The organism is Arthrobacter sp. BF1, assembly GCF_056680215.1.
Genome location: NZ_CM155271.1, coordinates 1,923,092 through 1,943,427, shown reverse-complemented (window position 1 = coordinate 1,943,427; position 20,336 = coordinate 1,923,092). Strand labels below are relative to the sequence as shown.

The 20,336-nt window shown below is 65.6% G+C and carries 15 protein-coding genes; 6 read left to right on the top strand and 9 right to left on the bottom strand.

The features are described from left to right. The first annotated feature begins 84 nt into the window (after positions 1-84). From AC1MCD_RS09060 to AC1MCD_RS09040, 5 genes are all read left to right on the top strand, one after another. On the top strand, positions 85-1,098 hold the full coding sequence (locus AC1MCD_RS09060; RefSeq protein WP_498677796.1) for a hypothetical protein: 1,014 nt from the start codon (positions 85-87) through the stop codon (positions 1,096-1,098). A 698-nt stretch (positions 1,099-1,796) separates the two neighbouring features. Beyond that, the gene (locus AC1MCD_RS09055) at positions 1,797-2,390 is read left to right on the top strand and encodes an RNA polymerase sigma factor (RefSeq protein ID WP_498677792.1); all 594 of its coding nucleotides are present in this window, start codon (positions 1,797-1,799) and stop codon (positions 2,388-2,390) included. A 461-nt stretch (positions 2,391-2,851) separates the two neighbouring features. Next, a complete protein-coding gene (locus AC1MCD_RS09050; protein ID WP_498677789.1) occupies positions 2,852-3,172 on the top strand; it encodes a hypothetical protein in 321 nt (106 codons plus the stop codon). A 731-nt stretch (positions 3,173-3,903) separates the two neighbouring features. Further along, positions 3,904-4,485 (top strand): recombinase family protein, encoded by a 582-nt coding sequence (locus tag AC1MCD_RS09045; protein ID WP_498677788.1) that lies wholly within the window; start codon positions 3,904-3,906, stop codon positions 4,483-4,485. 406 nt (positions 4,486-4,891) lie between these two features. Continuing rightward, positions 4,892-5,680: a hypothetical protein gene (locus AC1MCD_RS09040; RefSeq protein ID WP_498677786.1), complete on the top strand. Its 789-nt coding sequence runs from the start codon at positions 4,892-4,894 to the stop codon at positions 5,678-5,680. Between the two features lie 118 nt (positions 5,681-5,798). On the opposite strand, the gene AC1MCD_RS09035 is transcribed toward AC1MCD_RS09040, so the two are convergent. The 8 genes from AC1MCD_RS09035 to AC1MCD_RS09000 all read right to left on the bottom strand — a co-directional run bounded on the left by AC1MCD_RS09035 (position 5,799) and on the right by AC1MCD_RS09000 (position 16,829). Next, complete coding sequence (locus AC1MCD_RS09035; RefSeq protein ID WP_498677785.1) at positions 5,799-7,286, bottom strand: glycoside hydrolase family 43 protein; 1,488 nt, start codon at positions 7,284-7,286, stop codon at positions 5,799-5,801. Between the two features lie 162 nt (positions 7,287-7,448). Beyond that, positions 7,449-7,913, bottom strand: a complete 465-nt coding sequence (locus AC1MCD_RS09030) for a DUF8821 family protein (protein ID WP_498677783.1) — start codon at positions 7,911-7,913, stop codon at positions 7,449-7,451. Positions 7,914-7,954: 41 nt separating this feature from the next. After that, positions 7,955-8,797: a nucleoside hydrolase gene (locus AC1MCD_RS09025; RefSeq protein WP_498677780.1), complete on the bottom strand. Its 843-nt coding sequence runs from the start codon at positions 8,795-8,797 to the stop codon at positions 7,955-7,957. Beyond that, positions 8,794-11,103 carry a family 78 glycoside hydrolase catalytic domain gene (locus AC1MCD_RS09020; protein ID WP_498677778.1) on the bottom strand — a complete coding sequence of 770 codons (2,310 nt, stop codon included), beginning with the start codon at positions 11,101-11,103 and terminating at the stop codon, positions 8,794-8,796. Before AC1MCD_RS09020 ends, AC1MCD_RS09025 begins: the two co-directional genes overlap by 4 nt. Positions 11,104-11,175: 72 nt before the next feature. Further along, on the bottom strand, positions 11,176-12,186 hold the full coding sequence (locus tag AC1MCD_RS09015) for an oligopeptide/dipeptide ABC transporter ATP-binding protein (protein WP_498677776.1): 1,011 nt from the start codon (positions 12,184-12,186) through the stop codon (positions 11,176-11,178). Continuing rightward, positions 12,183-14,267, bottom strand: coding sequence for a dipeptide/oligopeptide/nickel ABC transporter permease/ATP-binding protein (locus tag AC1MCD_RS09010; protein ID WP_498677774.1), 2,085 nt, complete (start codon positions 14,265-14,267; stop codon positions 12,183-12,185). The genes AC1MCD_RS09015 and AC1MCD_RS09010 overlap by 4 nt, the downstream gene beginning before the upstream one ends. Continuing rightward, positions 14,264-15,217 (bottom strand): ABC transporter permease, encoded by a 954-nt coding sequence (locus AC1MCD_RS09005; RefSeq protein ID WP_498677772.1) that lies wholly within the window; start codon positions 15,215-15,217, stop codon positions 14,264-14,266. Before AC1MCD_RS09005 ends, AC1MCD_RS09010 begins: the two co-directional genes overlap by 4 nt. A 61-nt stretch (positions 15,218-15,278) precedes the next feature. Further along, a complete protein-coding gene (locus AC1MCD_RS09000) occupies positions 15,279-16,829 on the bottom strand; it encodes an ABC transporter substrate-binding protein (protein ID WP_498677771.1) in 1,551 nt (516 codons plus the stop codon). Between the two features lie 224 nt (positions 16,830-17,053). Between AC1MCD_RS09000 and AC1MCD_RS08995 the strand changes: the two genes are divergently transcribed. After that, positions 17,054-18,343 (top strand): glycoside hydrolase family 1 protein, encoded by a 1,290-nt coding sequence (locus tag AC1MCD_RS08995; RefSeq protein ID WP_498677770.1) that lies wholly within the window; start codon positions 17,054-17,056, stop codon positions 18,341-18,343. Here the strand turns inward: AC1MCD_RS08995 and AC1MCD_RS08990 are convergent. Beyond that, on the bottom strand, positions 18,316-20,322 hold the full coding sequence (locus AC1MCD_RS08990) for a vWA domain-containing protein (protein WP_498677767.1): 2,007 nt from the start codon (positions 20,320-20,322) through the stop codon (positions 18,316-18,318). The genes AC1MCD_RS08995 and AC1MCD_RS08990 overlap by 28 nt on opposite strands. Positions 20,323-20,336 lie beyond the last annotated feature (14 nt).

Sequence of the window (20,336 nt, the reverse complement as noted above, 5' to 3'; positions counted from 1 at the left end):
TATACGGAACTCAACGAAGCAGCCTTCCGGAGCTTTGCGATGCCTAGGTTGTAAGGAACTGGCCTTAATGGAATTCTTTACGCCATGCGCCTTTTCCGCAGGAGAGACCCCTCCGCTCCCGTGCACCCGATCTCTGCCTTTTGGGAATGGTGGGTAAGCGAGGGCCACACGATCGATCCCCGCCAGCAATCGCCTGCTCTGGAACAGCTGAGCCAAAGGGTTGCAGCGATCCACCCAGACCTGACGTGGCACTTCGGCGCGGGCAGCAAGTCTGAACACCGACTCACGGTTTCAGCGGGCGGAACCGCGGAAGTGCGCCCGTCGGCCCAACGCTGGCTCCGTGCCGCACCTCCCGCGGATGTGATCTGGGAGTTCCGTTCGAGTCAAGAGGCCGACCCGAACGCTCTCGGCACTGTGTTGGAGATCGCCGGGAGCAAGCTCGATCTGTCGAAAATGGAGTTCCGTGTAGAACCCGTGGAGCAGGAGCTCAGGGTCCACGTCGGGGTCCACCACCCGGTGTTCCCGGACCTTCCGGAGTCCGCGCGACTGCAAGTGACGTTCCTCGTTCTCGACTGGCTTCTCGGCGAGGATGACGTCGAGCGCTGGCTGGGCCAGGTTGAGGCACTAGAGACGGTTCCGGTTGGGTCCACAGACGGCGACGGCCTGCTTCGCGCTGTCGAGTCGATCGCCGATCAGCACGACCCGGACGAGTGGACTCTGTCCCACTGGGAAGACGCGAACGGCACTGCCGTATTTGCGAGCTTTCGTCGAGCTCTGCGTTGGATCGACCACCCGACTCTTGACATACACCACGGCGTCCATGCTGCGTTCGCAGGGCAGCACAACGGTCTTCCAGCGGACGGGGCGGCGCTCGACTCACTTCGAAGGCTCGAGGACGAGCTGGAAACGCTTCTTGGCTCCCGTGGTCTGCTAATAGGGCACGAGACCGCCTCCGGCCGTCGAACCTTCCACGTCTACACCGACGGCGAAGACCAGAACGTTGCAGCCGGGCTGTCCGACTGGGCCCGCTCCCGCCACCTCACCATCGAGTCCGCGCCTGACCCCGCTTGGCGCCGGGTGCGCCAGTTCACTGGTTGAGAACCGCAACGAATCTACCGGCGACGGCTCTTGCCCCCGCCCCGAGGCTACCTGAGCGCGCCCGCTAAGGGATGGCTGGTGCGACGTTTACATGCAGCGTTTGAGGAACCCTCTACGGGTTACTCCCTTTCCCTCAGACAAACCTTGGGAACGGATTCAAGGGGTTGTCTGGAACCGGCAACAGAGTGCTCAGAGTCGTCTTCCCCGACGCTCCAAATCCGCCCGACGAACCTCTTCCTCTTCCCAAAATGGGGCGTCATTTCGGCGCACCCGGACCATGTCAAGGACTTGGCCGGCGCTTAGCAAGAACCACACGGCGTAAAGGCAGAAGAACGCAATATCCCAACCGTTGTTCAATCCCCTTGTGAACTGGTTGACGGCGAGGAGCGCACTGGCGGCGACTTGGCCGCTATAGGCCCACATGCCGAACCGCCAGCTCCCGCGCCCCATTTTCGGCCGGAGACGCTTGCGACCCTCTGTTTCCGACATATCCGGAGCCTACAACCGCTTTGAGGTGCATGTCATTGCGTCTTACGCTGCTCTTCGCTATCAGTAGCCCTTGAACACTCCGTGGAGGAAGTATCGCTTATGGATCTTGGCGCACGGGGAGGAACGCTGAACGGGACGGTGCCTGAAAAAGTTCTCGAAGTTTTTCTGAACTTATGTAACCTTTTTGATGTTCCCGGACAATACAGGGCATGGGGAACGTTGAATCGGACGATGGTGTCTTGTGGTTGCGCAGCCTCCAGGGAGAGGGTGACGCTTTCGGGGTGTTGTTCGATCGGCACCGTGACCGCGTTTTCCGCCATGCGTACCGGTTGTGCGCTGACCGCCATGATGCCGAAGACATCATAGCGACAGCGTTCCTTGAACTCTGGCGCAGACGGCTGACGGTGCGGCTGGTGGAGAACTCGGTTCTTCCCTGGCTACTCGTGACCACGACCAACGTGGCCCGCAACAGCGGACGGGCAGCGTCCCGCTACCGCAACCTCCTCAATAATCTCCCTCGCGCAGGGCATGCAGCCGACGATGAAGAGGCATCGCCTTTCTCGCAGGATGCCCTGGACAAGGATGTGTCCCGTGCCCTTGGCAGCCTGAACGCGACTGACCTGCACCTGGTGAGCTTGGTGGTGTTTGAGGAGTACACCCTTGCCGCCGCTGCAGCGGTCCTCAACCTCACGCCTGGCGCCGCCAAGACCAGGATGCACCGGGCGCGTCAGCGCATGAAAGCAGCAATACATGGGGACGCCGAAACGGGCCCGTCCCGGGTACTGGAAGGAGAACGGTCATGAATCAGCTACGAGTCGATGACCAGTTCAGCAACGCCCTGCGCGCAGAACTCGTCTCACGGGTTCGAAAGGCCTCGCCAAGCAGGCGTCGGGCTCGCAGCAGGCTTTGGCTCGGTGCCGGAGTGCTTGCCGGGACGGGTCTCCTTGGTGGAATAGGTGCCGCTGCAGCTGGATTGTTCGTAACCCCTGGCGGGCAGCAGGTAACACCGCTGTCCTCTCCCATAGAAGGGACGTTCACGGGCACCGCCACAGTAGAACTGGGAAAGGCCCCCGAAGGCGCCACCGGCATTCATATGGAGCTGGCCTGCCTTACCCCAGGTCGCCTCGAAATAGGATCCGCCGGCGAGAGCCTTACCTGCAACGCTGCTGACGTCGGCCCCACCCCAAGGTCTCGGCCTAACTCCTGGGGAGTAAGCGAGCTTCTCCCCGGCCAAGATTCCGTGACGATTACAGCGGATCCCACAATGAGCTGGCGGATCAGCGCTAAGTACGTCAATGAGGAGACCACTGACTGGGGCGTCAACGCCGACGGCGACACCTACGGCATGGAGAACGAAAACGGCTCACCCGACATGATCGCCGTCATAGCGACCAACGGTAAGCGGGGGTACTCCTACAGGACCGAACTGGAGGAAGCGGACGGTACCGCGGCGATGAAGACCTTCAAGAGCCCTGCCGATGCGGTGGCCTGGCAGGAGTCCGTGCGCGGCAAAACATTCTCCGTCCGTGTCTACGACGTGACAGGCAAAACTGTCATCGGCGAATTCGTCATAGAGCGGTATTAGGTATTTTCCCTGTCCGAAAATCTGTTCCTGGAAGGTTGCGTGTCCCGCTGAGGAACCCTGAACGGACAAGCTCGAGTGCACGAAAGGAATCCAGAGGTGGCCCCAGTGTTCTGATTCGTTCTCAGGCTGCCCTAAGCCGGTCGCCTCCATGCCACTATCGGAGGGTGCTGGCCGCTCCAGGAAGCCGCCATCGGGTCCTAGGTGATGCTCGGCCTGTCCCCGTCGGGTTGGGTTGGAACACTTCGCTCACGACGTTTCAGTTCCAACCAAGCAAGCGTCGCTTGGTAGAAGCAGACGAGGGCGCAGGCAAAAGCTGCTACAGCTACCCATGTGTTCAGCGAGGTGTTCCACTCGAAGAGCAAGACGCTGCCGAGAACGAGGCTAGTACCAATGAGAAAGCGGCTCAATCTCAAGGAACTCAGTTGAGCAATTGACGATCGCCGAATCTTTTCTCGATTCATGCCTAAAGATAACAGGGCTGTTCCGGAACTTCGACTGCTTCTAGCGGCGACGGGTTAGGTGACCAGTAACCCAGTGGCGCCTACCGTCCGAAAAGTCGGCAGCCCGCAGGTCGTCCAAATGGAGGTCCCATTAGAGGGTCCCCCTCCGGGGCAACGGACACGCGAAATTTCCGGAGCACGATTCGTCGCGTTTCCGCGGCCGCCCGATTCCCGTAAGACCCGCCCGAGAAAATGCCCGGTGACGGGGGGATAAACGGTACGTTCAGGACCATGACCGGACTGCTGATCGGATATGCGCGCGTATCCACCAACGACCAAGACCTCACCGCGCAGAAGAATGCCTTGGCCGCTCTGGGGGTGTCGTCGGAGAAGACCTTCACCGACCAGGGCCTGACCGGCGCCAACCGGGCACGGCCGGGACTCCGGGAAGCGCTGGCCGCCTGCCGGGCGGGGGACACCTTGATCGTGACCAAACTCGACCGCCTGGCCCGGTCACTGCGCGATGCAAAGGACATCGTCGACGAACTAACCCGGCGCGAGGTCAAGCTGAGCATCGGCGGCTCCGTCCACGACCCGACCGATCCCGTGGGCCGGCTCCTCTTCAACGTCCTCGCCATGGTCGCTGAATTCGAAGCCGACCTGATCCGGGCCCGAACCCGTGAAGGAATGGCGGTCGCCAAGACAAAGGGCCGCCTGCGGGGCAAGCAGCCCAAGCTCTCGAAAAAACAGGAAGCACACCTGGTCTCCGTTCACCGGGCAGGAACACACACGACGGTGGAACTTGCCGAACTCTTCTCGGTAGCGCGTTCAACCGTCTACCGGGCCATTCAACGAGCCGGCGACAGCAAGTAACCCCCTTGTCAGACCCGGAGTAACCACTAGGCCCACACCTGTGGCTCACGCTAGAGAAACGCCCTACGGCGCCTGACATGCACAAACGACGCCGTTCCGCGCCGGAGTCTCGTCGGACCCCAATAGAACCTTGGTTACGCGACGCAGCTGCCGCCAGATCTCTTGAGCCAGTTAGACCCGGGCGGAGAAAAGCTGCCACCAAATTTGGCATTTCATCAACACTGCCTCAGGGCGGTTCTGTCATTTCGGGGGATGGCATGAGTCGAAACTGATCTCCGTACAACTCTTCATTGTCACGGGTTCTGTGCCGGAGGAGACTTGAGACGACGGCCTCCCATTTCGGGCCGCCCGCGGGGCCACCCGGCTGCGGGGCCTCACAGCACCCTGTAGCGGCCTTGGTGGATCGATGAGCTCCATGACACCCCTCGAAAAGGCCGCTCAGCGGCCTCGCCACGTCTTGCCCCTGGTGGCTATCGCACTGATTGGATTTCTCGGGGGGTGCCAGTATGAGTCCAAGGACGTCCCCCTCCCGTCCGCCAGTTCTCCGACTACGGAGGCTCACACGCCCCCACCGCTGCCGGACGGCGGCGACACTCCCACGGTCCCACCGCTGCCGAAGAGTGGCGCCATCGACGCCGGCACATACCTCGTCACCAGCTTTGCAGAGAATTTCGAGATTACCGTCCCAGACGGCTGGTCGGCCGACGGCGATGGCCTGGGAAAGGACGACCCGAATCACCCGGATGCGATGGGGGTCTTCGTCGGTTGGTGGCCCTCCAACCATGTGCCGAGGGACGCATGCAAGTGGCAGGGCTCGCTCGTCGAGGTCAATCCGTCGGCTAAGGCCTTCGTCGACGCGATGACGGCGCAGACGTCCACGGCCAGCACCCCTCCCGTCGAGGTCATAGTGGGCGATTACTCCGGCGTCGAGTTCGACCACTCCGTCGAGGGCGCCGTGGACATCAAAGCCTGCGACAACGGTCAGTTTTGCGTCCACTCAGAATATTCGAACCTATGCACACGCTGGTACTCGAGCGTCGCTGAGCGCGAAACCTACAGGGTGGTCAACCTGAACGGCAAGCGCGCCATGTTCTGGATGGTTCAATTCCACGAATCGATCAATCCGGACCTGACGAGCGAGGCACGCACCGTCTTCGACTCGATCGTGTTCAAGCTCCGACAAGTGACCAGCTGATGCGATAGGCGATCCCGCCCCCGGGCGCCGGCTCCTTCTCTGAAATTAAGCTGCGAAAAGACCGCCATTCTGAATCAACAGTCAGAGATATACTGTCTCTGGTTCAGGCTGCCCCCGGTCAGTCCCTGCCGCGGTAGTGAAGGCGCCGAACCAGGAGCTCACCTTCCAAGGCGTAGACGCCGACGGCCCTGCCGGTGAACGCCTTGGCGGTTTCGAATGCCCAGTGCCTTCCGTCGAGTTCGGCCAGAAGCACCGCCTCCCCCTTATCGTCGGCCCCTGCAGCCCTGGCGAGGAGGCGGATTCTGTCGCCACCGACGGCCACGGCGCTGAAGTCCCTCGAGGGCGGGGTTGTCAGGATCACCAGCTCAATGTCACCACCGGAAACTACCGCCTCCCACGTACGTGCAAAACTGGCGACGACAGCATGCGCGGTCACCCTCACGGAGTCCCCGTCCTGTTTGGCTTCGAGGCCGAACCAGTTGTCCTCGGCGTTGCGCACGGCGAGTCCGCCCATGCCGGAACTGACATCGAGCACCGCCCGGCAGTCGATGCCGAGGTGGCGCTGCCGCTGGGCCAGGAAGCTGGGCCGGGGCGAATCCAGGCTGTTCCCCTCCCCCTTGAGAACAAGACCGTCGGGGGTGCGTGCCGCGAATTCCGAAGGCATCCGGCGCACAGCGATCCACGCAGGGTCTTCCAGGCCCGCGCCGTTCGTGAAGTCGTACTCGACCTCCTCCGAACGCACACCGGCCGGCTGCGGCGTCCGGGGATGGGGCCAGCCATCAATCCAGTCCACCGTGGTCAGGAACGTCTCGCGGCCCAAGGGTGAGAACGCCTGGGTGAGGCCCACCGGACGCACGCCGAGCAGGACCATCCCAGTGCCGCCGTCTGGCAGTTCGAAGAGGTCTGCATGCCCGGTGTTCTGGACCGGCGCGCCTGTCCCCGCAGCGGTGAGGATGGGGTTGTGCGGTGCCGGGCGGAAGGGCCCGTCGGGCCGATGTGAGCGAGCAACAGTCACCGCATGACCCCGGTCGGTCCCGCCTTCTGCCGCAATCAGGTACCACCAGTCGCCGCGCCGGTACAGGTGCGGTCCTTCAGGGGAATAGAGCCCGCTGCCGGACCACAGGGGACGCGGCTTTTCGAGCGCTTCTCCCGTCGCAAGGTCCACCCGGACCTGCCGGATCGCGTCTGGGTGCCGGGCAAACGTCACGTACGCGGTACCCTCGTCGTCCCAGGCAAGATCGGGATCGATGCCGTCCACTGCCTTGATGACGGTCCCGTCGCTCCACGGCCCGGCGGGGTCTGTTGCAGTGAACAGGACACACCCCCGGCCGCCGAGGAAGACCGAGACGATCAGGTAGAACACACCGTTCCGGAACCTGAGGGTCGGCGCCCAGACACCCCCGGGCGTGGGTACGTCCGCAAGTTGGACCTGCTCTTCGCGCGTCGCCACGTGGCCCACCAGCTGCCAGCTTTCCAGATCCTTGCTGTGATAGATGGGCAGCGCCGGCAGGTATTCGAACGACGAGGTAACAACGTAGTAGCCCTCTGGCGTACTGACGATGCTGGGATCCGGATTGAACCCGGAAAGAATGGGGTTGGATTTCATCGGTTGCGGCGTCTCTCAATCAGTCGTTGCAGTGGCCTTATTGGCCAACAACCGCAAACTGCAGATGCCTTCGCCGCTACTGGCCTTCCCTAGATCCTTCCGCCTCCCGGAGAGACCCGCAGGGGCTGATTCCATTCTTTGGAAAACCTTCAGGCACTGGCCTCAGTGCTGGCCCTTGATCACAAAGTAGGAGCCGCGGATGGTGCCGGCGAGCTTTGACTTTTGGCGCGCGAACTTGAAGCTTGACGCAAGCTCCTCCGGAACTTCCATGCCGTCGGAGAGCTTGAACCCGACGGCCCGCTTGCTTCCGTCCTCAATCCCGTACATCACGTTGATGGACAGGCCGGACTCGTAGAACACGTAGGCCATCCGCGTGCCGTCCACCTCGAAGGATGTCACCTCAAGCGGGCGGGAGGAGATGGCGATATTGCGTTCGCTCGAGAGAATCCCGTGGATCCAGTCGAGCGTCTCCGGTGCCTCGTCTGCTGGCGTAACGGTGAAATCGTGATCGTACTTGTTTTTGAAGTAGCGCGCCTCGTTGGCGCGCAGCCCCGCCAGGGCCTCCGCGACTGGTGACGATTCCAGACCAACGGTGGACACGTTCTTGAAATCAACGGTGTACGGCATGCATCCTCCTGGGAATTTTCGTTTCGCACATCGTCGCAGATTCAGGCCATTCGCTGCACTGTCGACGCGCCCGCGAGCTGACGGATCAAATCGGCCCACAACCCGGCGCTATCAACCTGGTTGTGGACTACGATTCCAGGGGCAGCCTGGAGAGCATGCGAGTGTTGGCCCGGCCCAAACGGCACCAGAACACTGTCACCGAGAATCAGCGTTGCACCCAGTTGCACGAAGGGCGGCACGTCAAGCAGCCGCTCCGCCAGCCAGGAACCCACCGGCGAGGCGGCAGCAAGGTCATTCTTCACCGCGTCCACCGCAATGGCCATTTGGGTGTACTCCTCGTACGGGATCCGGACAAGCGGCATTCCGGCAGCCAACACCTGGGTGGCCGAATCGAGGTCGGTATCCGAGTTGTACTCTCCCCCGCCCGGCTCAGCCAGCGTGCCGCCCACCCACACCAGTGTTGCCCTGTCCGCGAGCGAAGGGTCCAGCCGAAGCGCAGCAGCAACGTTTGTCAGTGGTCCCCCGCACAACACTGTGGTCCGGTCGAAGCGGCCGGACGTCTCAACGATCGCCCGCGCCGCAGCGCTGACCTGCTCCTCAGTCACCCCGGTGGACTCCGCGCCGGCGATCACCCGCACGTCGTGGCGCTCCATCAGCTCGACGAGGTGCCCGGCGAGTTCCCGGCCACGGGTCGCCGTGGTTGCCGGGTCCGCTCCCGCCAGTGAGGCCAGTCCCGGATCCAAGGGTGATGCGGTGACCAGCACGGCCGCGTCCGGCCCAGACCGCACGAGGATGTGGGCCAGGGCAACGAGCCCGTCGGGGTCTCCGGCGTAGTCATTGTCCACAACGAGCAGTTCCGCAGAGGCCTTCCCCGACACCGTCACGGCGCCGATGCCCCTGCCGGGACAGCCAGCGCTGCGGGCGCGGTAATGGAGTGCGTGCCGCCGCCGACGCTGCGGCGCTCGCCGCCCGGAAGTACGACGTCGGCCTCCACTCCCTCAGGTACCGTCGCCTCAACGTGGAGGGCGCCGTCGTCGAGCTTCCATTCCACGCGGATGGTTCCGTGCGGGGTCTGCAGCGACGTCTTCGCCCAGTCGATACCAACGCCGGGCACCGGCGCGATCAGGACCCTGCTGTAGCCCGGTGCCAGCGGCCTGATCCCGCCGACCCCCTTGTGCAGCCAGTCCGCCACGGCACCCAGGGCGTAGTGGTTGAAGCTGGTCATCTCGCCCTTGTTGATGGTGCCGTCCGGAAGCATGGAATCCCAGCGCTCCCAGACAGTGGTGGCGCCCATGGTCACCGGGTACAGCCAGGAGGGGCAGCCCTCCTCCAGGAGCAGGCGGTAGGCCTCCTCGCTGTGGCCTGTATCCGTCAGGGCTCCGGTGATGAACGGGGTCCCGGCAAACCCGGTGGACACACGGTAGTTGTTCTTTCGGACCAGCTCGGCAAGGCGCCCCCCGGCGAAGTCCACATGCTCGGCGCTGGGCAGGATCCCGAAGGCGATCGCGAGGGCATAGACCGTGGTGCAGTCGCTGTGGATGGTGCCGTCTGTGGCCACGTAGTGCTCCAGGAACGAGGCCTGGACCCGTGCAGCCAACTGCTCGAAGTACTCGGCATCGTCCCGGTGTCCCAGGAGCCGGGCGGTCCTGGCCGTGATGGAGGCGGTGCGGAACATGCACGTGGTGGCCACAACGCCGGTGTCCGCCTTCGCATCCCACGGCTTGTCCGGATCGGCGTCGGGGTCCAGCCAGTCACCGAACTGGAAACCCGTGTCCCAGAGCCCGGCGGGAGACAGCAGGCCCTCCACACGGCGGGTGTGCGAGGTCATGGATTCGTACTGGTTCTTCAGGACGCTGTCATCGCCGTACGCTTCCCACAGCGCCCACGGCACCCAGACGGAGGCCTCGCTCCACAGCGCGGAGGATTCCGGTTTCGGGAACTCGGGCGGCTGCGGGCAGTATTTGAGGGCGTCCGGGACGGTGATGGGCACCAGGCCGTCAGCCGCTTTCTGCTCGGCTGCGAGGTCCAGGAGCCAGTCCTGGAGGAAGCCCTTGACGTTGTAGAGGAAGGCCGCGGTGGGCGCGAAGACGGCGATGTCTCCGGTCCAGCCGAGCCGCTCGTCGCGCTGCGGGCAGTCCGTGGGGAGGTCCAGGAAGTTGCCGCGGAGCCCCCAGACGATGTTGCGGTGGAGCTGGTTGACCAGCTCGTTGGAACACTCGAAGGTGCCGGTGCGCTCGAGCTCGGAGTGGACCACCACGGCCTCCAGTGACTCCTGTGTGAGTGTGCCGGGCCAGCCGGAGATCTCGGCGTAGCGGAAGCCGTGGAACGTCTTGGTGGGCTCGAAAGAGTCCTCGCCGCCGGACAGGATGAACGTGTCCGTGACCTTGGCCGAGCGTAGCGGGCGGACCCCGAGTTCGCCATCCTCCAGCACCTCCGCGTGCCGGACCGTGATGGTTTCCCCCGCCGCGCCTTGGACGGTGAACCGCAGCCAGCCCACCAGGTTCTGGCCGAAGTCCACGAGCGTCCTGCCGGACGGGGAGGCGAAGATTTCAACCGGTTTGACGACGCCGGTGCGCACCACGGGCGGGCCCACCGGCTCGGCCAGCCGGCTGACGTCGAACTCCACCGTATGCACCCCGGACCAGGCGCCGCCAGCGGACGTGCCGGCGTGGAAGCTTGGTTCCGCCCAGCCGGGCTGGTTCCGGCGGGCGTCGATGGTCTGCCCGTCATAGAGGTCGTTCGCGGTGGTGGCGGACGGGCCGGACTGCCAGGTGCTGTCGGAGGCGACAGATTGCACGTAACCGTCCGCGAACTCGACGTCCAGCTGCCCGTAGAAGCCCAATTCACTGCCGTAGAGGTTGGACATGCCGTGCCAGGCCAGCCGCCCGCGGTACCAGCCGTTCCCCAGCTCGACACCCAGGACGGTGGACGGTGCCACGAGGTGGGTCACGTCATAACTGCGGTACCGGAGGCGCCATTCGTAGGAGCTCCAGCCCGGGCTGAGCACGTCATCGCCAACGGGAACGCCGTTGATGAAGGCCTCGTAGACGCCGAATGCGGTGGCGCGGAGCGTCGCCCTGGCCACGGGGCCGTGCCCCTCCGCCAGCTGGAATTCCTTGCGCAGGAGCGGGGCGCCGTCGAACTCCTCATCAGGGGTGATCATGGCTGCGTGCCAGGGTGCCAATGGCATGGGGTGGTGTTCCATTCTGCTGGGCCGTCAGGACGTGACGGAGGGAAAGGTCAGGGGTTGGGGAGAAAAGGGTCAGGAAGCGTAGTGGCAGGCAACCTCGGAAGCGCCCACCAGCCGCAGCGCCGGGCGCTCGTCGCGGCAGAGATCCGTGGCCAGGGGGCAGCGGAGCCTGAAGGGGCACCCTCCGGGACCGGGGGTGGCGGCCGCTCCGGTCCGGACGCCGAGCGACTCGCGGGCCTGGCGGCGTGCGGCCTGCTCGGCAGGCCGTGGCACCGGGGACGCCGCCACCAGGGCCTGGGAAAACGGGTGCTTGGGGTTCTCTGTGACGGCGGCGGCAGGTCCGCTTTCCATCACCTGCCCGCGGTAGAGGACCACCACGCGCTGGGCCAGAAACTGGACCACGGCGATGTCGTGGGCGATGAAGAGGTAGCCCAGGCCGCGCTCGTCCCGCAGGTCGGCCAAGAGGTTCAGCACCTGGGCCTGGGTGGAGAGGTCCAACGCGCTCACGGCTTCGTCGCAGACCACCAGGTTGGGGTCGCAGATGAGGGCGCGTGCCACGGAGATGCGCTGCCGCTGGCCGCCCGAGAACTGGCTGGGGTACCGGTCCACGGCCTCTCGGGGCAGGCCCACCCGTTCCAGCATGTCCTCCGCGCGCTGCCGGGCCTCGGCCGCGTTCACGCCGCGGAGCCGAAGCGGTTCCGCCAGCGAGGAGCCCACGGTGTTCCGCGGGTTCAGCGACGAGTTGGGGTCCTGGAAGACGGCCCGCAGTTCTCCGCCCAATGCCCTGCGCTGGGAGGCACCGGCTGACGTGATGTCATTGCCCTGGTAGGTGATGGACCCGCCGGAAACCTTCTGCAGGCCCAGGATCGCTTTGCCGATGGTCGACTTGCCCGAGCCCGACTCCCCCACGAGCCCCACGGTTTCGCCGGCGGCGATGCTGAAGCTCACGCCGTCGACGGCGGCGGGTGCAGCAGTTGCCTTGCGGCCGCGTCCGTAGCGGACCACCAGGTCCTTGACCTCCAACAGGGGCTGGGCGGGAGCGGGCCGCGACGCTTCGGGGCGGACCGAGGTTGCGGTGCTCATGCGTGATCCTTTTCAACAGTCCGGGTTTCAACAGCCAGGGTTTCAGACAGGGTCAATACGCGGCGGGCGGGGACGTCCGTTGGCACCCAGTCCAAGCCCTCGACGGCGAGTTCGTCGGCTTTGACGCAGCGCACCACGCCGTCGCCGGTGCCGGAGGGAAGCAGCGGAATGGGGACCGTGCAGGCGGAGCCGGCGAACTGGCAGCGGGCGGCGAACCGGCACGAGCTTGGCCAGTCCTTGGGCTGCGGAACCTGGCCGGTGATGGTGGCCAGCCGTTCGGGCATGTCCGCGGCATGGTTGGCATGCGGATCCGCGGCCAGCAGGGCCAGGGTGTAGGGGTGGCGCGGGTTGTCCAGGATGTTGTCCGTCCGGCCGTTCTCCACCACCTGGCCCGCGTACATAACGGCCACCTGGTCGCAGAGGTCGGCCACCACGCCGAGGTCGTGGGTGACCATGACCACCGACATTCCGGTGTCCTTCACCAGGCTGCGCAGCAGCGAGAGGATCTCGGCCTGCACGGTGACGTCCAGTGCGGTGGTGGGTTCGTCTGCCACGAGCAGGCGGGGCCGTCCGGAGAGCGCTAGGGCGATGGCCACGCGCTGGGCCATGCCGCCGCTGATCTGGTGCGGGTAGGTCTTGAGGATGCGCGCGGCGTCCACGATACCCACCTTCTCCAGCAGGCCCAGGGCTTCGGCCCTCGCTTCGGACCTGCCCGTCCTGCGGAGCCGGCGGATAGCTGCGGTGAGCTGGTAGCCCACCGTGAACATGGGGTCCAGGGCGCGCATCGGTTCCTGCGAGATGAGGGCCACCTCGCGTCCGCGGATGCCTTCCATGTCCTTCTCGGTGGCCGCGGCCAGGTTCTTGCCGTTCCAGAGGATCTGTCCTTCAGCCGCGGAGACTCCGGAGGGCAGCAGTCCCAGCAGCGAGAGCGCCGTCATGGTCTTGCCGCAACCGGACTCGCCCACCAGGCCCAGGACCGTGCCGGGTTCGACGTCGAAGGAGACGTCCGTGACCAGGCGGACCCCGTTCTCCACACCTACGGAAAGGTTCCGGACGCTGAGCGTGTCCTTCGCTGAGTCTTTCGGAGCCGGCGCAGCTGCCGCGATCGCGGCGACGGATTTGGCGCGCTGGCGCCGCGCGGCGGCGGAGGGCAGGTGTGAGGCAGTGGCGTTGGGTGCCTTGCCGAGGGCGTTACCGATGGCGTTGGCGGCCAGGACTGTCAGCGCCAGCACGGCACCGGTGGGGACCATCAGCCAGGGGGCGTCGTAGACGTGCTGCGAGGCGCCCTGGATCATGCCGCCCCAGCTGGGTTCGGGAATGGGCGGGCCGAAGCCGATGAACGCCAGGCCGGCCTGGATGAGCATGCCGACGGCAAAGATCAGGGCCGCCTGGACCACGATGGTGTTGGTCAGGCCGGGCAGCACGTGGCGGAGGCTCATCCCGGCCGTGCCCATGCCGTCCACTTTGGCGGCGTCCACGTAGAGCTGGGACTGCAGGGATTTCGCCTGGCCCAGCATCACGCGGTAGATGCCCGCCGAGATCAGCACGCCCAGGATTCCCATCACCAGCGGGATGTTGGTTCCGACGGCGCCGATGACGGCGAGGATGATCACCGTGCCGGGCAGCGACATCATGATTTCGGTGGCGCGGCTGATGACGTTCTCCACACGTTCCCCGGCGGCCGCCGCCAGCATCGCCAGGAGGGTTCCGAGGCCGACGGCGACAATCACCGTGATCATGGATGTCCCCAGTGTGCCGGCTGCGGAAGCGAAGATGCGGCTCAGGAGGTCCCGGCCCAGTTCGTCGGTGCCGAGCCAGTGTGCGGCAGTTGGTCCGGACAGGACGGCGGTGAAGTCCTGGTCCTCGGTCTTGAACGGCAGCCACAGCGGCGCCGTCAGGGAGGCGGCCACCAGCGCGGCCAGCCAGATGACGCCGGCGATGCTCGCCGGAGAGCCGAACAGCTTGCTGCCGGAGAACTTCTTCGCCGCGCCTTGGCGCGGGGCCCCGGGAAGGACGGCAGCCGCCGTCGTACTTGCTGTCTGGTCCGCGTCCGCGGGGACGGGGGCAACGTTGGGGATCATGAGGCACGCAACTTCGGGTCGAGGAACTTGGTGGCGAGTTCGAGCACCAGGTTCACGGCGACCACCACAACGGTGGCGATCACCACCACGCCCTGGACGGACGGGGCGTCATGGGTGCTGACGGAGTTCTGGACGGCCTGGCCCAGGCCCGGCATGGCGAACAATTGCTCGGCGATGACGGAGCCGCCGAAAAGCTGGATGAACTGCAGCGCGATGGCGGCCACGATCGGGAGGCTGGCGTAGCGCAGGGCATGGACGTACAGGATTTTCCAGGTAGGGGTGGCGGTGGCCCGGAGGGTACGGATGTGCTCCTGCTGGAGCGCCTCGAGCATGGAAGCCCTGGTCTGCCGGGCAATGAAGGCCCCGCCACCCACGGCCAGGGTGATCACCGGCAGCGCGAGGGACAACGCCCAGTCCTGCGGGGAGTCCTCGAACGGAACATAGCCGGTGGCGGGAAAGACGGAGGACTGGACTGCGAGGAGGTAGACGAAGATGATGCCGATCCAGAAGGCCGGGAGTGCTACGGCCATGCCCGCTACGCCGCCGATGATGCGGTCAACCAGGCCGCCCCGGACAGCCGCTGTGACGCCCAGTGCGATGCCGAGGATTCCGCTGAGCAGCGTGGCGCCGGCAGCGAGTGACGCGGTCACGGGAAGCCTGCTGGCGAGGTCCGCGCTCACCGAGCGTCCGTCGATGAGGGAGATGCCGAGGTCACCCTGGACTGCGCCGCCGAGCCAGCTGAAGAACTGGACAAGGAGCGGGTCAGTCCAGCCAAGCCGGCGGTTGACCTCATCGATCGCCTCCTGGGAAGCACCGGCGCCGAGGGACACGGCACCGGGGCTGCCGGGCATTGCGTGCACCAGCAGGAATGCCAGCACCGCAACCACCAGCACGGTGGCCAGCGCCATGAGCAGGCGCTTGGTGATGAATAGTGCCATGGTGACCTCCATCGGTCAGAGCTTTCCGGGCGGCCGTCCCGCTAAAGGCGGCCGCCCGGAGAGTTTGGGGGTATTAGCTGGCCGGCTTGTAGGACGAGAGGAGCGGGTAGGCGTTGGTGCCGGCGAACTGCACCGGGGCCACCTTTTTGGTGTTGTAGCCCTGATTGGTGAGCGCTTCGTACAGCGGGATCATCCAGCCCGATTCCACCAGCCGGGTGTTCAGCTTGGTGGCCGCTGCCTTGGCAGCGGCGTCGTCCTTGGCGGCTGCCAGTTCGCCGGTGGCTGCACTCAGCTTCTCGTCGGTGGCCTTCTGCACGTTGGTGAAGCCGTTCAGGATAGCTCCGTACATCACGCCAACCGGGTTGTCCCAGTTCAGCGGCGCGTATCCCAGTGGCGTGGTGGCCACGGCGGCGAAGGCTTCATCCGTTGAGGAGGCCATCTTCACGTTCATGGTGATTTCGACGGCGGCGAGATCCTTCTGGACTGCCTGCAGGTCCGTCTGGGTCTGGGCGCTGGCAATGATGGTGAACTCAAAACCGTTCGGGTAGCCGGCTTCGGCCAGCAGGCTCTTGGCCTTGTCCGGGTTGTAGGCGAACGTGGTTTCAATGTCCTTGGTGAAGCCTGCGGAATCCTTGGGCAGGGCGTTCCAGGCGGGGATGTCACCCTTGTGCAGTGCGTCCACCAGGGCCTGGCGGTTGATGGCGTACTGGATGGCCTGCCGGACCTTCTCCTCCGCGAACGCGGGGGCGGTCTTGCCGATCTTGTCGAAGGAGATCATGGTGTTGACGGTGCCGCCGATCTGGGAGACACCCACGCCCTTGGATTTGGCGAAGTCAACGGTGTTCGAGGTCAGCATGGCAACGTCGGCTTGGCCGGAAACCAGGGCGTTCGCCCGGGCCTGCGGGTCCTGGACCACGCTGAAGATGACCTTGTCGAACGTGTACTTCGAGGCTTCCGGGCTCTTGCTGTTCTTCACCAGGACGTATTTGTTGCCCTTCACCGTGCTGGGATCAAGCGTGTAGGGACCGGACCCGTCCGGGTTGGCGGCGAGGCTGGCCGTGTCCGTGACGCCGTTCTTGCCCACAATCATGCCGGTGGTGGAGGCCAGGTTCTTCTCGAAGCCGGGCTGGGGCTTGGTGAAGGTCAAAGCCACCTGGGTGGGGCTGACCACGGCAACGGAGGCGATTTCCTGGGCGCCGCCCTTGGCTACGGCGGAGTAGGCGCTCAGGGCAGTATCGGACCGGCGGTCGAGGTTTGCCTTGACCAGCTCGGCGTCGAGCTTTGACCCGTCGGTGAACGTCACACCGTCCTTGAGCGTCAGCGTCAGGACGGTGTTATCGGCGTTGTAGCTGAACTCCTTGGCCAGGCCCGGACCTGCGGAGCCGTCCGGCTGAAGCGTCATCAGGCTCTCGTAGAGGCCTTCAAAAAACTGCCGCTGGGCAGCTGAGACGCGCAGCGGGTCAAAGCCGAACGATGCCGAGTCGCTGTCGACGGCGAGGGTCAGGGAGCTGGTGTCCGCTTTGGCGGCTGACTGGCCGGAGCCGCCGCAGGCGGTCAGCGATCCCAGCAGGAGCGCGCCGGCCAGAACGGCGGAGCTCGCACGGGCGGTGGAGTTCAGTTTCATGTAGTGCGCCTTTGCATTCTGATGTGACAACGGAGATTCAAGAGTTGGGGGCCGGGCTGGTGGCCGGCTCCCCTCAAGCATCGGCCGGGGAGGTTTGGCGCTCACATGAGAATGTCATTGATTGAAAAGGTATTGTGTCCCCGGTCACGCTGCAGGAAAGGATTGAAAGCCAGGGCAGAGAGGCCCCGTGCGCTGTTCTTAAGCGCTGAACCGAAAGGAACTACATGACTACCGCAACACCATTCCCGCAGGACTTCCTCTGGGGCGTCGCCAGCGCCGGGCACCAGGTGGAGGGAAACAACGTCAACAGCGACACGTGGTTCCTCGAGCACCTCCCGGGCAGCATGTTTTCTGAGCCGTCGGCTGACGCCGTGGACCACTACCACCGCTACCGCGAGGACATCGCCCTCATCGCCGGGCTCGGTTTCACCACCTACCGCTTTTCCGTTGAGTGGGCCCGGATCGAACCGGAGGAAGGCCACTTTTCAAGGGCCGAGCTGGACCACTACCGGCGCATGCTGGAGGCCTGCCACGAGCACGGCCTCACCCCTGTGGTCACGTTCCACCACTTCACGTCACCGCGCTGGCTCCTCGCCGTGGGCGGCTGGGAGGGCCCCCGGACCGCGGAGCTCTTCGCGCGCTACTGCGACCGCGTCATGGCGCACCTGGGCGACCTTATTGGCGTTGCCTGCACCCTGAATGAGCCCAACCTGCCGTGGCTGCTGGAGTCGTTCGGGATCGGCGGCGTGGCACCGGAGAACCGTGGCTCAGTGCCGGTGTGGGCCGCGGCCGCGGAACGCCTCGGCGTGGACGCCAGCACGGTGGCGCCGTTCCAGTTCTGCTCCACGGAGGCCGGGTTCGCCGTGAAGCTGGCGGCACACCGCGCCGCCGCCGCCGCGATTAAAGCCCGGCGGCCGGAACTTCCGGTGGGCTGGACGCTCGCGAACTCGGACATCCAGTCGATTGACGGCGGCGAGGAACTTGCCGGCCGGGTGCGCCGCGACGTCAACGAACGCTTTCTGGAGGCATCCCGCGGTGACGACTTTGTGGGCATCCAAACCTACGGCCGCACCGTCTACGGCCCGAACGGCCACGCCCCGGCGCCGGAGGGCGTGCCCACCAACCAGATGGGTGAGGAGATCTACCCGCAGGCACTCGAAGCCACCATCCGGGAAGCTGCCAGGATTTCCGGTATTCCGGTGATCGTGACGGAAAACGGCCTGGCCTCCGAGGACGATGCGCAGCGCGTGGACTACCTGCGGGCCGCAGTGGACTGCGTCGCGTCATGCCTGGCGGACGGCATCGACGTCCGCGGCTACATCGCCTGGACCGCCTTCGACAACTACGAATGGGTGTTCGGCTACGGTCCGAAGTTTGGCCTCATCGCTGTTGACCGCGAGACCCAGGAAAGGACGCCCAAGGAGAGCGCGCACTGGCTTGGCCGGCAGGCGCAGGCGCACGCGGCCCAGGCGCACGCAGAACGGGCCTATGAGACCCAGTCGGCGTCGTCGTAGGGGCGGTCGCGGAAATGGGCCCTGAGGTACTCGCCCACAACGGCGGCGCCGAGATCCCCGGCTTCGGGCGCAACCACCCGGCCGTCCACCCGGCGGGCCATCCGCTGGACGAACCGCTCGAGCCCCGGGTCGTCGCCTAGCCGGAAGAAGGTGGCTTGTGTGCCGGCCCGCCCCAGGCGGTCGAGTTCGGCGATGGTGACACGGATGGTTTCGGGGTCGGGTGGATAGTCGAACCATGAGTCTCCGTCCGGCAGCAGGTGCGCGGTTGGCTCGCCGTCGGTCACCACCAGGAGGACGTGCTGCATCGAGGGGTGCCGGCGGAAGAAGCGGCTGGCCAGCAGCAGGCCGTGGTGCAGGTTTGTTCCCTGCTCCCGCCGCGAGGCCAGCGCGGTGAGTTCGCCGATGTCCATGTTCTGTGCGTAGCGGCCGAAGGTGATCAGCTGCAGCCTGTCGCCCCGGAAGCGGCTGGAAACCAGGTGGTGCAGGGCAAGCGCGGTCCGTTTCATCGGCACCCAGCGTCCCTCGGCCGCCATCGAGAATGACACATCCACCAAGAGGACAACGGCGGCCTGGGTGCGCGCCTCTGTCTCTGCTACCTCGATGTCCGCCGCGCTGAGCCGTAATCCGCTGCCCGGGTCGCCGCCGTCGGCCATGGTCCGGCGGATGGCGTTGGTGACGGTGCGGGTGACGTCCCAGGGCTCCGCGTCCCCGAACTCCCACTGCCGGCTGGAACCGGTCTGCTCGCCGGCGGCGCCGGCCACCCGGGTGTCGCGGCGCCCCTGCCTCCCGGAGAGCTGTTTGGCGGTGTCCCGCAGCAGGGACCTGCCAAGCCGCCGCATCGCCTGCGGGGACAACCGGAGGTCGCCGTCGGTCCCGCGCCGCAAATAGCCCCCGTCCTGCATGGCCCGCTCGATGTCGGCCAGGGTGCGGGCTGTCACGGCGGCGTTCTGCCCGAGCTGCCGCGCGAGGGCATCCAGGTCCAGATCGTCCAGATGTGATCCGTTGTAGGACTGGGAGAGCTGTTCGGACAGCTCGTCGAGCTCGGCGAGGTCCTGGAGCACGCCCGTGCCGTCACCCAGGCCGAGGCCTTCCTGTCCCTCGAACCGTTCGGAGCCGGTCCAGTCTTCGCCGGGGCGCAGGGCACGCAGGCTGTCGTCGAGTTGGTCGAGCTGTGCCATGAGTTCGGGTGAGCCGAACGCCTGGGCGGACAGGCGCATCAGCTCGTCCCGCTGCTCGGGGGACATCGACTGCATGAGCCGCTGGGCTGCCGCCGCACGCTGGGCGAGGGCATCGATCAGCTCTTCGACAGATTGCGGGTTCTCCGGGAAGAACTGGCCGTGCTTGGCCATAAAGTCCTGGAAGTCCGCGTCAGTGTCCTCGCCGCGTCGGTGTTTGTCCAACAGCCCGTTCAGGTCCTGCAGCATCTCGTTGACGGCCGCGCGGTCCTCCTCCGTGGCGCCCTCAAGTGCCTGCTTCATGCCAGCGAAGCGCTGGTCAAGGACTTCACGGCCCAGCAGATCCTTGATCTTTTCGTAGGCCTCGCGCGCGGTGCTGGACTGCCAGTCATAGGAGGCCAGATCGTTAACAGCCGCGGCCGTGGACTGCGGCAGGTTTTGCAGCTGCATCTCCCGGAAGGCGCGGTCGGTGTTGTCCATCATGGCGTCGCGGGCCAGTTGCTTGCGCTCCTCCAGGACGGCAGTGTCCAACAGCTTTTTGACCTCGTTCAGCGTGCCGTCCAGCCGGTGGCGGCTGAGCAGTTCGGTGCGGCGCTGCTGAACCCGCCTGGCGAGGTCATCCAGCCCCTCCCGGTTCCGGCCGCCGCGGCGAAGGTACTCCTGCAGGGCATGCCGGGGCGAGTAGCCTGCCATAACGTCCTCGGCAATTGCGTCCAGGGCCTCCGCCAGGTCCACCGGAGGCGCAAGCGGGTCCGGCCCTCCCGCGTACCGGCCGTACTTGGAGGATCGGTGGTGAAGGCTCATGGTTCGCCTCTCTC

What these genes read in the sequence shown, in the direction of transcription:
- AC1MCD_RS09060 (WP_498677796.1), top strand. Translation starts at nt 85, where the DNA reads ATGCGCCTTTTCCGCAGGAGAGACCCCTCCGCTCCCGTGCACCCGATC.
- AC1MCD_RS09055 (WP_498677792.1), top strand. Translation starts at nt 1,797, where the DNA reads ATGGGGAACGTTGAATCGGACGATGGTGTCTTGTGGTTGCGCAGCCTC.
- AC1MCD_RS09050 (WP_498677789.1), top strand. Translation starts at nt 2,852, where the DNA reads ATGAGCTGGCGGATCAGCGCTAAGTACGTCAATGAGGAGACCACTGAC.
- AC1MCD_RS09045 (WP_498677788.1), top strand. Translation starts at nt 3,904, where the DNA reads ATGACCGGACTGCTGATCGGATATGCGCGCGTATCCACCAACGACCAA.
- AC1MCD_RS09040 (WP_498677786.1), top strand. Translation starts at nt 4,892, where the DNA reads ATGAGCTCCATGACACCCCTCGAAAAGGCCGCTCAGCGGCCTCGCCAC.
- AC1MCD_RS09035 (WP_498677785.1), bottom strand. Translation starts at nt 7,286, where the DNA reads ATGAAATCCAACCCCATTCTTTCCGGGTTCAATCCGGATCCCAGCATC.
- AC1MCD_RS09030 (WP_498677783.1), bottom strand. Translation starts at nt 7,913, where the DNA reads ATGCCGTACACCGTTGATTTCAAGAACGTGTCCACCGTTGGTCTGGAA.
- AC1MCD_RS09020 (WP_498677778.1), bottom strand. Translation starts at nt 11,103, where the DNA reads ATGCCATTGGCACCCTGGCACGCAGCCATGATCACCCCTGATGAGGAG.
- AC1MCD_RS09015 (WP_498677776.1), bottom strand. Translation starts at nt 12,186, where the DNA reads ATGAGCACCGCAACCTCGGTCCGCCCCGAAGCGTCGCGGCCCGCTCCC.
- AC1MCD_RS09010 (WP_498677774.1), bottom strand. Translation starts at nt 14,267, where the DNA reads ATGATCCCCAACGTTGCCCCCGTCCCCGCGGACGCGGACCAGACAGCA.
- AC1MCD_RS09005 (WP_498677772.1), bottom strand. Translation starts at nt 15,217, where the DNA reads ATGGAGGTCACCATGGCACTATTCATCACCAAGCGCCTGCTCATGGCG.
- AC1MCD_RS09000 (WP_498677771.1), bottom strand. Translation starts at nt 16,829, where the DNA reads ATGAAACTGAACTCCACCGCCCGTGCGAGCTCCGCCGTTCTGGCCGGC.
- AC1MCD_RS08995 (WP_498677770.1), top strand. Translation starts at nt 17,054, where the DNA reads ATGACTACCGCAACACCATTCCCGCAGGACTTCCTCTGGGGCGTCGCC.
- AC1MCD_RS08990 (WP_498677767.1), bottom strand. Translation starts at nt 20,322, where the DNA reads ATGAGCCTTCACCACCGATCCTCCAAGTACGGCCGGTACGCGGGAGGG.